Raw genomic sequence first — 12,256 nt, forward strand, 5'->3', positions numbered from 1 at the left:
GGGCAGGCGGGAACGTCCTGTTACGGGCCTTCCGGGTACGCCTCACGCCGCCCCTGCTAGGCCCCCTCCTTCAGTACCCGGGAGATCAGCTTCTGCTGTTCCTCCGTGAGTCGGGGATCGGCCGCGTACACCGTCCTGCCGTCCACGGTGATCTGGTAGCTGAAGCCGTCCGGGACCCCGATCGGGGGCACGCCCCGGCCGGCGGCGACCGCCTTCTCGGCCAGGGCGTGCCACTCCTGGGCATCGGGCCGCCCCGAGGTGTCCACCTCGGCGTGCCGCTCGATGCCCGCGAATCCGCCCGTGCGCCTCACCTGAATACGCATGGGACCTGTCTAGTACGGACCTACAGGATCCGCACCCCCACCTGCTCCCACGCCTTCTCCACGGCCTGGAGCTCCTCCCCGCCGTCGCCGAAGCGCTCCCGCGCGGCCCGCACGGTCAGCTTGGCGAAGTCGGTGAAGAGGGCCTTCTCCGAGAGCTCGCCGCCGGTCAGGACGTCGTACCAGATCTGTCCCGCCTTCTCCCAGGCGAAGCCGCCGATGGCGGTGGCGGCCAGGTGGAAGGCGTGGTTGGGGATGCCGGAGTTGATGTGGACGCCGCCGTTGTCGCGGCCGGTGCGGACGTAGTCGTCCATGGTCGCGGGCTGCGGGTCCTTGCCCAGGACGTCGTCGTCGTACGCGGTGCCGGGGGCCTTCATGGAGCGCAGGGCCTGGCCGGTCACGCTCGGCGCGAGGAGGCCGGCGCCGATGAGCCAGTCGGCCTCGGCGGCGGTCTGGCCGAGCGAGTACTGCTTGATGAGCGAGCCGAACACGTCGGACATCGACTCGTTGAGGGCGCCCGGCTGGCCGTAGTAGGTGAGGTTCGCCGTGTACTGGGTGACGCCGTGGGCCAGCTCGTGGCCGATCACGTCGATGGAGTTCGTGAAGTCGACGAAGATCTCGCCGTCGCCGTCGCCGAACACCATCTGCTCGCCGTTCCAGAAGGCGTTGTTGTAGCCCTCGTCGAAGTGGACCGTGGCGTCCAGGGGCAGGCCGTCGCCGTCGATGGAGTGGCGGCCGTAGGCCTTGAGGAAGAGGTCGAAGGTGGCGCCGAGGCCGGAGTAGGCGCGGTTGACCGTGGCGTCCTGGCCGGGGTCCTCGCCCTCGCCGCGGACCTTGGTGCCGGGCAGGTCGGTCCTGTGCTCCGCGTCGTAGATCGTGCGCAGCGGCTGCTCCGACGGTGCCTTCGCCGTCGGGCCGGCCCACAGGCGGAACTCGGTGGTCACCCGGCGCCGGGAGCGCAGCTCGCTGTCGCGCACCAGGGTGCGCTGTGCGGGTCCGGAGAGTGCGGGGTCGTCGTTGCGCGCCAGCCGGTCGAGGACGTGGGGCGGTACGACGGTGCAGAAGACGGGCTCGAAGCCCCCGTGAGTCGTCATGCCCGGCACCCTTGCACTGCGTCACCTCTCTGTCACCACCCGCAACCATGATTGGTGGAAAACGGTGACAAAGGACCCTCGGGCACGTCCGGGAGTGGTATGGCGCACGTTTTGTCCTGTTCGTTCACCCGGTCCCGCATACTGGAACAGGCCCGCGTGCCCGATGCGGCTCGGCTACAGTGCGGAGCACTATGCGTTTCGGGCTGCTTCTCCTTAGCTGCCGCGGCGAGGGCCTGTAGTCGAGGCCGACCCCCTCCCCGCGGAGCTTGGTGTTGCGTCGTCGGCCGTCCTTCCGGACACCCTGAGGAGCCACCGCACCATGGCGAACCGCCAGCAGCCCAGCCAGATGCCGATCCACAAGTACGGACAGTACGAGCAGGTCGGCATCCCCGATCGCACCTGGCCGAACAACCGGATCACCGCCGCTCCCCGCTGGCTCTCCACCGACCTGCGTGACGGCAACCAGGCCCTGATCGACCCGATGTCGCCCGAGCGCAAGCGCCGGATGTTCGACCAGCTGGTCAAGATGGGCTACAAGGAGATCGAGGTCGGCTTCCCCGCCTCCGGCCAGACCGACTTCGACTTCGTGCGCTCGATCATCGAGGAAGAGGGCGCGATCCCGGACGACGTGACGATCTCCGTCCTGACCCAGGCCCGCGAGGACCTGATCGAGCGGACCGTCGAGTCCCTGAAGGGCGCCAAGCGCGCCACCGTCCACCTCTACAACGCCACCGCCCCGGTCTTCCGCCGGGTCGTCTTCCGCGGCTCCAAGGACGAGATCAAGCAGATCGCCGTCGACGGCACGCGTCTGGTGATGGAGTACGCGGAGAAGCTGCTGGGCCCCGAGACCGAGTTCGGCTACCAGTACTCGCCCGAGATCTTCACCGACACCGAGCTGGACTTCGCGCTGGAGGTCTGCGAGGCGGTCATGGACGTCTGGCAGCCCGGTCCGGGCCGCGAGATCATCCTGAACCTGCCGGCGACCGTCGAGCGCTCCACCCCCTCCACCCACGCCGACCGCTTCGAGTGGATGGGCCGCAACCTCTCCCGCCGTGAGTACGTCTGCCTGTCCGTCCACCCCCACAACGACCGCGGTACGGCCGTCGCCGCCGCCGAGCTGGCGCTGATGGCCGGCGCCGACCGCGTCGAGGGCTGCCTGTTCGGGCAGGGCGAGCGCACCGGCAACGTCGACCTGGTCACCCTGGGCATGAACCTGTTCTCCCAGGGCGTCGACCCGCAGATCGACTTCTCCGACATCGACGAGATCCGTCGTACGTGGGAGTACTGCAACCAGATGGAGGTCCACCCGCGCCACCCGTACGTGGGCGACCTGGTCTACACGTCCTTCTCCGGCTCCCACCAGGACGCCATCAAGAAGGGCTTCGACGCGATGGAGGCCGACGCGGCCGCCAAGGGCGTCACCGTCGACGACATCGAGTGGGCGGTGCCGTACCTGCCGATCGACCCGAAGGACGTCGGCCGCTCCTACGAGGCCGTCATCCGCGTCAACTCGCAGTCCGGCAAGGGCGGTATCGCGTACGTCCTGAAGAACGACCACAAGCTGGACCTGCCGCGCCGGATGCAGATCGAGTTCTCGAAGATCATCCAGGCGAAGACGGACGCCGAGGGCGGCGAGGTCACCCCGAAGGACATCTGGGCGACCTTCCAGGACGAGTACCTGCCGAACCCGAACAATCCGTGGGGCCGTATCCAGGTACGCAACAACCAGTCGACCACCGACACCGACGGCGTGGACACCCTCACCGTCGAGGCCGAGGTCGACGGCGTGGAGACCACCCTGGTCGGCACCGGCAACGGCCCGATCTCCGCGTTCTTCCACGCCCTGCAGGGCATCGGCATCGACGCCCGCCTGCTGGACTACACCGAGCACACCATGAGCGAGGGCGCCTCCGCGCAGGCCGCCTCGTACATCGAGTGCGCGATCGGCGACAAGGTCCTGTGGGGCATCGGCATCGACGCGAACACGACGCGTGCGTCGCTGAAGGCGGTCGTGTCCGCCGTCAACCGCGCGGCACGCTGACCACCCTGACCGGGAGTTTCGGGCCCCGGCCGTCGGAAACGGCGGTCGGGGCCCGTCGTTTCTCGGCCATCCGGCCATGGAGGTCACGGAAAGGTCTCGTCCTGGGTGCTGACTCCGGCTCCGGGATGTGGCTAACATCACGCAGACGTGCGGCGATGTTGCCGCGCGGTTACGGAGGTGCGACGTGCTGCCAGGACGGGGACGAGACGGCCGTGCCACCGGGCTTGCCCGCATGCTGGGCACCCGCACCGCATGGACGCCCGTCGGGGACGGTGAGTTCTTCTGCCCCGGCTGCGGCGGCGACCGCAACTACCAGCGACTGACCGGCCAGCGGCGCTTCACCCTGCTCGGCGTGCCCGTGCTGCCGCGCGGCGCGAGCGGACCGGTCGTCGAGTGCGCCGCCTGCCGGCGCCACTTCGGCACCGACGTCCTCGACCACCCCACCACCACCCGCTTCTCCGCGATGCTCCGCGACGCCGTCCACACCGTCGCCCTCGCGGTCCTGTCCGCCGGCGGCACCTGCGCCCGTACGTCCCTGGAGACGGCGGCCGTGGCGGTGCGCGCGGCCGGCTTCCCGGACTGCACGCAGGAGCAGCTCGCCGCCCTCGTCGACGCCCTGGCCGCCGACACCGGCCGCGCCTACGGCGAACCGTGCACCCCCGGGCTGGCCATAGAGCTCCACGAGGCCCTCGACCCGCTCGCCCCGCACCTCGCGCCGGTCGGCCGCGAATCGATCCTGCTGCAGGGCGCCCGCATCGCCCTGGCCGACGGCCCGTACACGCCCGCCGAGCGGGAGGTGCTGGCCACGGTGGGTGCCGCGCTGACGATCTGCGCGGACGACGTGGCCCGGCTGCTGGCGGCGGCGCGGACGCCGTCCTGACCGCGGTCTGAGTACTCCCCGGGGAGTACTCCCCCCTCCCGGCCACCCCGGGCAGTACCCCCCAACTCGCCCTCGCGCGCGACGTTTTCACCCTCCCGCACCGGAAGTCTGGAAGCCGCAACCGGACATCCGTGCCGAAGGGAGGGCCCGATTCATGGGGGCCGGGAAAACGAAGGGCAGGCGCGCCATCCCCTGGGTGGTGCTCGCGCTGTGGGTGGGCGTGCTCGCGATCGCCTCACCGTTCGCCGCGAAACTCGCCGACGTCCAGCACGACCGGATCACCGACTATCTGCCGGCGAGCGCGGACTCCACGAAGGCCGCCGAGCTCCAGGAGCGGCTGCCGGGCGGCGAGACCACCGAGCTGGTGCTGGTCTACCACCGCGACGGCGGGCTGACCGCCGCCGACCGGGCCACGGCGCAGGAACAGGTCACGCGGGTCGCGGGGGAGCACGCGCTGACCGGGCCGCCGCAGGGGATCCCGTCCGAGGACGGCACGACCCTCATGTACCCCGTGGCCAGCAACGAGCCCGGCACCGACGAGGAGAAGCGGGACGCCTTCGTCGACGCCGTACGCCAGGTCGCCCACGGTGAGGGCGGGCTGACGGTCGAGGTGGGCGGAACGGGCGCGCTCGCCACCGACGCGAGCGAGGTCTACAACTCGCTCGGCGGGCCGCTGCTCTACACCACCGTCGCCGTCGTCGCCGTCCTGCTGATCCTCATCTACCGCAGCCCGGTGCTGTGGCTGGTGCCGCTCGTCGTCGCCGGGATCGCCGACTACCTGTCCATGGCCGTGGCCTACGGCCTGAACCAGGCCTTCGGGACCTCGGTGTCCGGACAGAGCTCCGGCATCATGACCATCCTCGTCTTCGGCGCCGGCACCGACTACGCCCTGCTGCTCGTCTCCCGCTACCGCGAGGAACTGCGCCGGATCGAGCGGCCGTACGACGCCATGCGGGCCGCCCTGCGCGGCTGCGGGCCCGCCGTGCTCGCCTCCTCCGGGACAGTCGCCGCCGGACTGCTGTGCCTGCTCGCCGCCGACCTCAACTCCAACCGGGGGATGGGCCCGCTCGGCACCGTCGGCGTGCTGTGCGCGCTCGTCGCCATGCTGACCCTGCTGCCCGCCGTCCTCGTCCTGCTCGGCCGCCGCGTGTTCTGGCCGCTGGTGCCCGCCTACGGCAGCACGCCCAAGGCCCGCCGCTCGCTGTTCGCCGCGATGGGCACCTCCGCGGGCCGGCGCCCGCTGACCGTGCTGGCCGGGGGAGCGGTGCTGCTCGGCGCGCTCGCCCTAGGGGCGCTGAACCTGCCCGGCACGGTCAAGCAGCAGGACACCTTCGTGGACACGCCCGAGTCGGTCGCCGCCATGGAGGTCCTGGCCCGGGCCTACCCGCAGGGCTCCGCGCAGCCCATCGACGTGCTCACCCCGGCCGCCCGCGCCGACGCCACGCTCACCACGATCCAGGGCGTCGACGGCGTCGACAGCGCCCGCAAGGGCCGCACCGGCGAGGGCTGGACCGAGATCTCGGTGACCGCGTCCGCACCGCCCCAGTCGGCGGCCGAGACCGCCACCATCGAACGGCTGCGGGACAGCCTCGACGGCTCCTATGTCGGCGGGGCCAGCGCCCAGCAGATCGACCTGAAGGACACCAACGCCCGGGACCGGCTCATCGTCGTACCGCTCGTGCTGCTGTCGGTGCTGCTGATCCTGGGCGTGCTGCTGCGCTCCCTCGTCGCCCCGCTGCTCCTGACCGCCGCCGTGGTCGCGGTGTGGGGCGCCTCGCTCGGCCTCGGTGGGCTGCTGTTCGAGCCGGTGTTCGGCTTCGAGGGCACGGATCCCGGGCTGGGGCTGCTGACCTTCGTGTTCCTGGTCGCCCTCGGCGTGGACTACGGCATCTTCCTCATGCACCGCATGCGGGAGGAGTCCCTGCGGGGCGCCGAACCGGCCGCCGCCGCGCTCACCGCGCTGCGCACCACCGGCGGGGTCATCGCCTCGGCCGGGCTGGTCCTCGCCGCGACCTTCGCGGTGCTGACGAACATGGGGCTCGTACAGCTCGTCGAGCTGGGCTTCGTCATCGCCGTCGGAGTGCTGCTGGACACCTTCCTGGTCCGCACCTACCTGGTGACCAGCGCGAGCGTGGCGCTGGGACGCCGGGTGTGGTGGCCGGGGCGGCTGGCGCGGGCGCCGGAGCCGGAACCGGCGCGTGAGCGTGAACCGGTCGTCGGCTGACCGGAGGGCGCCCCTCTCCGCCGGAGGGGGCGCCCGCTCGTGCAGGATGGTCGCGGGGAGAGGGGGAGCAGCGGTGGAACGCTGGGTGAGACATCCGTGGGCGGACGTCTGGCTCGCCGCGGGCCTGGCCGTCGTCGACTCCGTGCTCGCGGTGCTCGTCCTCGACGGGCGCCGGCCCGACACGCTCGGCTGGGCGCTGCTGCTCGCCGGACATGTGCCGCTCGTGTGGCGCAGGCGGTACCCGGTGCTCGTCCTGTGCCAGATGGTGGTCCTGATCACGCCCTACCACGCCCTCGACTACAACCACACGGCACCGATCGCCCCCACCCTGCTGGCCCTCTACACGGTCGCGGTGACCAGCCCGGCCCGCCGCACCCTGGTCGTCGGATCCGTCGTCATCGGTGTGACGCTGACCCTCAACGCGCTCACCAACCTCGACGGAATGGTGGAGTTCCTGCGGATCTCCGGCTGGATCTTCGCCGTGCTGCTCTTCGGCGGCTACATCCGCGTCCACCGCGAGAACGTCACCGCCGCCCTGGACCGCGCCGAACGCGCCGAACGCACCCGCGAGGAGGAGGCCCGCCGCCGCGTCGCCGAGGAGCGGCTGCGCATCGCCCGCGACCTGCACGACCTGCTCGCCCACAGCATCACCCTCATCGGAGTGCAGACCTCCGTCGCCGCGCACGTCCTGGCCGCCGACCCCGGGCGCCTCGACCGCGCGGCCGTCGCCCAGGCCCTCGACGACATCGCCGAGACCTGCCGCAGCGCCCGCGGCGAACTCCGGACGACCCTGGAGGTGCTGCGCGACCCCGGCGCGCCCGAGACCCGCGGCCCGCTTCCCGGTCTGCACAGCCTGCCCGACCTCGCCGAGACGGCCCGCGCCACCGGGGCCGAGGTCGAGTTGTCGGTACGGCGGGAAGGCGAGGACACCGTGCCGCCGGCGGTCGGCGCGGCCGCCTACCGGATCGTGCAGGAGGCCCTCACCAACGCCGTACGCCACGGCGGACGGGACGATCTGAGGGTGCGGGTGAGCGTGTACGGCGACGAGGGTGCCCTGCGGGTGACCGTCAGCGACGACGGGGCCGGTGCCGGGGCCGGTGTCGGGACGCCCGGGTTCGGGCTGGTCGGCATGCGGGAGCGGGCGCGCAGCGTGGGCGGCACGCTGGAGGCGGGGCCGCGGGAGGGGGAGGGCTTCGAGGTGTGCGCCGTACTGCCCATGGGGGAGAGACGATGAGGCCGGGGGAGAAACGATGAGTCCGATCCGGGTGCTGCTGGCCGATGATCAGACGCTGGTGCGGGCCGCGTTCGCGATGCTGGTCGAGTCGGCGCCGGACATGGAGGTCGTCGGGCAGGCCGGCACCGGCCGGGAGGCCGTGGAGCTGGCCCGCGACGAGCGTGCGGACCTGGTCGTGATGGACATCCGCATGCCCGACCTCGACGGTATCGAGGCGACCCGGCTGATCGCCGCCGACGAACACCTCGCCGGGGTGAGAGTGCTCGTGCTGACCACCTACGACACCGACGAGAACATCGTCGAGGCGTTGCGCGCGGGCGCCTCCGGCTTCCTGGTGAAGGACACCCGCCCCGCCGACCTCCTCGACGCCATCCGCACGGTCGCCGCCGGCGAGGCGCTGCTGTCGCCGGGTCCGACGGCCCGGCTGATCGCCCGCTTCCTGCGCAGCCCCGCCGCCGCACCGCCCACGACCGGCGGACCCGAGTCCCTGTCCGAACGGGAGCGCGAGGTGCTCGCCCTGGTCGCGCGCGGCCTCACCAACACCGAGATCGCCGAGACCCTGGGCCTGAGCCCGCTCACCGCGAAGACCCACGTCAGCCGCATCATGGGCAAGCTGGGGGCACGGGACCGCGCCCAACTCGTCATCGTGGCGTACGAGTCGGGGCTGGTGACACCGGGGACGATGTGAGCGACCGACACGCCCTGGGGAGAACGATGTCCCACCTGCGCCGCACCCTGCTCGCCACCGCCGTGTTCCTCACGCCGTACACCTGGTCGTCCCGGGCCGCCGCCACGACCCGCTGCACCTTCTCGGTGCCGTACGTCTCCGGGCAGGACGGCTATGCCTCCTTCCGGATCCCGGCCGCCGTCACCACCCGGCAGGGGACGCTCCTCGCGTTCGCCGAGGGGCGGCGGGACGGGCCCGGTGACACCGGGGACATCGACCTCGTGGTGCGCCGTTCCACCGACGGGGGCCGCACCTGGGGTCCGCTGACGGTGGTGGCCGCCGGGGACGGGCACACCCGGGGCAACCCGGCGCCCGTGCTCGACCCGCGCACCGGCGCCGTCGTCCTGGTCAGCTGCTCCAACGACGGTGCCGCCACCGAGGCGCAGATCATGCGCGGGGAGGTCCCGCCCGAGCGGGGCCGCCGGGTGCATGTGCAGCACAGCCGGGACGACGGGCGGCACTTCACCGAGCCCCGGGACATCACGGACGCGGTGAAGCCGCCGTCCTGGCGCTGGTACGCCACCGGCCCCGGGCACGCCGTCGCCCTCACCCGGGGCCCGTGCGCTGGGCGCCTGGTCGTTCCCGCCAACCACTCCGCGTCCCCGCCGGCCGGCTCCCCCGACACCGGCCGGGAGGCCCGCTACTACGGCGCCCACGCCCTGATCAGCGACGACGGCGGCCGTACCTGGCGGCTGGGCTTCGTCGACGCCGGCTACGAGGGCGAGTACAACGCCAACGAGAGCTCCGCCGCCCAACTCCCCGACGGCCGCCTCTACTTCAGCGCCCGAGACGAGAAGGGCCGCGGCGCCGGCCACCGCCTCGACGCCCACTCCTGCGACGGCGCCGAGACCCTCGACCGCCCCTACGCCCCCCAGCGCACCCTCGACGACGTGCCCGTGGTCCAGGGCAGCGTCCTCCAACTCGAGGGATCCGACGCACCGTTGCTGTTCTCCGGGCCCTCCCGACCCACCGCCCGGCAGGCGCCGGCGCTCTGGCGCAGCACGGACGGCGGGGGGAGCTTCACCAGGGCGGTGACGCTGTCGGAGCGGCCGGCCGCGTACTCCGACCTCGTGCAGGTCGACCGGGAGACGGTCGGGGTGCTGTACGAGACGGGGACGGCGGGACCGTACGAGAGGATCGAGTTCCGGCGGCTGCCGGTGGACGGGCTGTAGAGGCCCCGACGGTCCGGAACGGACCCGCCGGGCCGGCGGCGGGTCAGAGGAGCCCGGCCTCGATCAGGAGCTCCTGCACCCGTTCCACCTCCTGCGGCGACAGCGGCACCTGGGGTTCCGCCGTCGCCGGGCAGGCGATCACGCCCTGGAGGTGCAGCGCCGCCTTGAACGCGCCGATCGCCGCCGAGCCGGCGCCCATCCGGGCCGGATCGCCGGCGCGCACGATGCCGAACAGGGCGCACAGCCGCTCCTGTTCGGCCCGCGCGAGCTCCGCCTCACCCGTACGGCAGAGCCGGTCGAGGCGGACGTAGCCGTGCGGGTCGACGTTGCCGAGGCCGGGTACCGCCCCGTGCGCGCCCAGCGCGAGCGCCGCGTCGACGATCAGCTCGGAGCCGGTCAGGACGCTGAAGCCGGGCCGCGCACGGGTTCCGGCGACGACCTCGCGGAAACCGGCCAGGTCGCCGCTGGAGTCCTTCAGCCCGGCCAGCACACCGTCCGCGGCCAGCTCCACGACCACGTCGGCCGGGAGCTTGGTGTGGACGGCGGCGGGCAGGTCGTAGGCCAGGACGGGAACCGGGCTCGCGGCGGCGACCAGACGGTAGTGGCGGGCGATCTCCGCCGGATGGGTGCGGGTGTAGAACGGGGAGATCACCACCACCGCGTCCGCGCCCGCCCCCGTGACGGACGCGACCTGGTCCAGCACCCGGGGCGTCGTCATGTCGATCGCCCCGGCCAGCACCGGGAGCTGCCCGCCGACGTGCGCCACGGTCGTCTCCACGACGAGCCGGCGCTGCCGGTCCGTCAGGAAAGCCGCCTCCGACGTCGTCCCGAGCACGAACAGCCCGTGCACTCCGCCCGCCACCAGGTGGTCGACCAGCCGCAGCAGTGAGGGCACGTCCACCTCCCGGTCCGGTGTCAGGGGCGTGCAGAGAGGCGGGACGACACCGGTCAGCGGGACGGGGAACGGCATGGGAACTCCCTGGCGGCTGTGCGTACGACGACCAGGGAAGTGTCCCCTCGGCAGCCCCTAGGGAAGAGTCTTCTCGTACGTCTGGTCCGTGTCGGAGTCGTACACCAGCTTGCCGGAGGCGTCGTAGCCCTTGATGTGCGGGGCCACGGTGACCTGCTGGTTCAGGACGCCGGCGGCGACGAACCAGCCGTGGTCCAGGGTGGCCGTGGCGCTGCTGTCGCCGTAGGAGACGGTCACCTTGGCCACCGAGGGCTCGACCGTGCCGATGAGCCCCCAGCGGAAAGGCAGCTTCCAGTTGCCCTTGTCCATGAACGACTGCTGGTAGAGCTTGCCGCTGTTGATGTCGGCCACCACCGGACCCGCGTCGGGGGGACCGGCGTCGCCCGAGCTGATGTTGATGCCGGACGCCTCTCCGTCCTTGACGGTGCAGATCACCCGGAAGCCCTCGGGCTGCTCCTTCACGGCGACGACGAAGATGCCGTCGCCGGGGGAGTTGGAGTCCCCGGTGCTCTTCATGCCCAGGATGATCCGGTAGTCCGCGGCCTTGCCCGGATCGGTCCTGCCCATGCCGGCCGAGGCGTGCTCCTTGTCGAAGCCGATGCACTTCTCCAGGCCCTCCGCGGCCTGCTCGAACGTCACCCCGTCCAGCAGCTGCCCCGCCGTGGCCGGCCCCGTGGGCCCGGCGGGCGGCTTCGTCGAGGTGGCGGCCGTGCTCTGCGGGGCGCTGACCGACGTCATCGGTGTCGCCGTGTCAGCGCCCCGCCCCCCGTTCCCCCCGGCCACGGCGTACGCCCCCGCCGGCACGGCGGTCAGCGTGACCAACGCCGCCCCCAACGCCGCCATCCGCCGCCGCCGTTCCACCACGCCCCGCCGCCGGATCGCCGGGTAGGGCGCGGGCGCGGGATGGATCGTGTGGGCGTCCTCCGCGAGCAGCTCCCGCAGCCGCTCCTCGAAGTCCCCCTCGACGCCCCGCTCGTTCTCTGCCCCGTGGTTCACTTGCCGCCTCCCTGCCCGGACACCGTGCGCTCCTGACGCGCCAGCCCGGGATACGTACGCAGTTTCGCCAGCCCCTTGGAAGCCTGGCTCTTGACCGTGCCGGTCGAGCAGCCGAGCACATCGGCCACCTCCGCCTCCGACAGGTCCTCCCAGTAGCGCAGGACCACCACCGCCCGCTGCCGGGCGGGCAGCCGGGCGAGCCCGTCGAGCAGTGACCCGCGCATCTCCACCTGCCCGGCTGCCTGGTCGTACCCCGCCCTCTCGGGCGGCGCCGCGGTCAGCGCCTCGCTGACCCGACGCTTGCGGAACCGGTCGCTGTTGCAGCTGACCAGCATCCGCCGGACGTAGGCCTCCGGGTTGTCGCTGCGGGATATCCGCCGCCACGACCGGTACGCCTTCGCCAGCGCGGTCTGCGTCAGGTCCTCCGCGTGGTGGACGTCGCCCGTGAGCAGGTACGCGGTCCGGACGAGCCGTGACCACCGCCCTCTGACGAACTCCTGGAACTGCGCCTCTTGTTCGGCCTGCATCAACCCCTCCTCGCCCTCCAGACCACCGGTCGGGCCGATTCGGTTGCCCGGGGCTCGGAGCCGGGTTGGAA

The 12,256-nt window shown here is 72.3% G+C and carries 11 protein-coding genes; 6 read left to right on the forward strand and 5 right to left on the reverse strand.

What is annotated here, in order from left to right:
- Positions 1-56: 56 nt before the first annotated feature.
- Both IE263_RS18685 and IE263_RS18690 read right to left on the reverse strand, forming a co-directional pair.
- A complete protein-coding gene (locus IE263_RS18685) occupies positions 57-323 on the reverse strand; it encodes a protealysin inhibitor emfourin (protein ID WP_189937852.1) in 267 nt (88 codons plus the stop codon).
- Positions 324-343: 20 nt separating this feature from the next.
- Positions 344-1,414, reverse strand: a complete 1,071-nt coding sequence (locus tag IE263_RS18690) for a M4 family metallopeptidase (protein ID WP_189937854.1) — start codon at positions 1,412-1,414, stop codon at positions 344-346.
- 319 nt (positions 1,415-1,733) lie between these two features.
- Between IE263_RS18690 and leuA the strand changes: the two genes are divergently transcribed.
- The 6 genes from leuA to IE263_RS18720 all read left to right on the forward strand — a co-directional run bounded on the left by leuA (position 1,734) and on the right by IE263_RS18720 (position 9,692).
- On the forward strand, positions 1,734-3,455 hold the full coding sequence (leuA, locus tag IE263_RS18695) for a 2-isopropylmalate synthase (protein ID WP_189937856.1): 1,722 nt from the start codon (positions 1,734-1,736) through the stop codon (positions 3,453-3,455).
- A gap of 184 nt (positions 3,456-3,639) precedes the next feature.
- Positions 3,640-4,335, forward strand: coding sequence for a TerB family tellurite resistance protein (locus IE263_RS18700; protein ID WP_189937858.1), 696 nt, complete (start codon positions 3,640-3,642; stop codon positions 4,333-4,335).
- A 154-nt stretch (positions 4,336-4,489) separates the two neighbouring features.
- The gene (locus IE263_RS18705; protein WP_189937860.1) at positions 4,490-6,559 is read left to right on the forward strand and encodes an MMPL family transporter; all 2,070 of its coding nucleotides are present in this window, start codon (positions 4,490-4,492) and stop codon (positions 6,557-6,559) included.
- Between the two features lie 46 nt (positions 6,560-6,605).
- Positions 6,606-7,793, forward strand: coding sequence for a sensor histidine kinase (locus IE263_RS18710; protein WP_189937862.1), 1,188 nt, complete (start codon positions 6,606-6,608; stop codon positions 7,791-7,793).
- A gap of 16 nt (positions 7,794-7,809) precedes the next feature.
- Complete coding sequence (locus IE263_RS18715) at positions 7,810-8,481, forward strand: response regulator (protein WP_189937864.1); 672 nt, start codon at positions 7,810-7,812, stop codon at positions 8,479-8,481.
- Between the two features lie 26 nt (positions 8,482-8,507).
- On the forward strand, positions 8,508-9,692 hold the full coding sequence (locus IE263_RS18720) for a sialidase family protein (protein ID WP_189937866.1): 1,185 nt from the start codon (positions 8,508-8,510) through the stop codon (positions 9,690-9,692).
- Between the two features lie 43 nt (positions 9,693-9,735).
- On the opposite strand, the gene IE263_RS18725 is transcribed toward IE263_RS18720, so the two are convergent.
- Genes IE263_RS18725 through IE263_RS18735 form a run of 3 tightly spaced genes read right to left on the reverse strand, consistent with a single transcriptional unit; the run spans position 9,736 to position 12,185 of the window.
- Positions 9,736-10,662 carry a dihydrodipicolinate synthase family protein gene (locus IE263_RS18725; protein ID WP_189937868.1) on the reverse strand — a complete coding sequence of 309 codons (927 nt, stop codon included), beginning with the start codon at positions 10,660-10,662 and terminating at the stop codon, positions 9,736-9,738.
- Positions 10,663-10,719: 57 nt separating this feature from the next.
- On the reverse strand, positions 10,720-11,658 hold the full coding sequence (locus IE263_RS18730; RefSeq protein WP_189937870.1) for a hypothetical protein: 939 nt from the start codon (positions 11,656-11,658) through the stop codon (positions 10,720-10,722).
- Positions 11,655-12,185 (reverse strand): SigE family RNA polymerase sigma factor, encoded by a 531-nt coding sequence (locus IE263_RS18735; RefSeq protein WP_189937872.1) that lies wholly within the window; start codon positions 12,183-12,185, stop codon positions 11,655-11,657. The genes IE263_RS18730 and IE263_RS18735 overlap by 4 nt, the downstream gene beginning before the upstream one ends.
- Positions 12,186-12,256: the final 71 nt, after the last annotated feature.

It is taken from the genome of Streptomyces aurantiogriseus (genome assembly GCF_014649375.1).
GTDB lineage: Bacteria > Actinomycetota > Actinomycetes > Streptomycetales > Streptomycetaceae > Streptomyces > Streptomyces aurantiogriseus.

Bases quoted from the DNA above. Each gene is read 5' to 3' on its own strand.
- IE263_RS18725 (WP_189937868.1), bottom strand. From the start codon at position 10,662: ATGCCGTTCCCCGTCCCGCTGACCGGTGTCGTCCCGCCTCTCTGCACG.
- IE263_RS18735 (WP_189937872.1), bottom strand. From the start codon at position 12,185: ATGCAGGCCGAACAAGAGGCGCAGTTCCAGGAGTTCGTCAGAGGGCGG.
- IE263_RS18685 (WP_189937852.1), bottom strand. From the start codon at position 323: ATGCGTATTCAGGTGAGGCGCACGGGCGGATTCGCGGGCATCGAGCGG.
- IE263_RS18710 (WP_189937862.1), top strand. From the start codon at position 6,606: ATGGTCGCGGGGAGAGGGGGAGCAGCGGTGGAACGCTGGGTGAGACAT.
- leuA (WP_189937856.1), top strand. From the start codon at position 1,734: ATGGCGAACCGCCAGCAGCCCAGCCAGATGCCGATCCACAAGTACGGA.
- IE263_RS18720 (WP_189937866.1), top strand. From the start codon at position 8,508: ATGTCCCACCTGCGCCGCACCCTGCTCGCCACCGCCGTGTTCCTCACG.
- IE263_RS18690 (WP_189937854.1), bottom strand. From the start codon at position 1,414: ATGACGACTCACGGGGGCTTCGAGCCCGTCTTCTGCACCGTCGTACCG.
- IE263_RS18715 (WP_189937864.1), top strand. From the start codon at position 7,810: ATGAGTCCGATCCGGGTGCTGCTGGCCGATGATCAGACGCTGGTGCGG.
- IE263_RS18705 (WP_189937860.1), top strand. From the start codon at position 4,490: ATGGGGGCCGGGAAAACGAAGGGCAGGCGCGCCATCCCCTGGGTGGTG.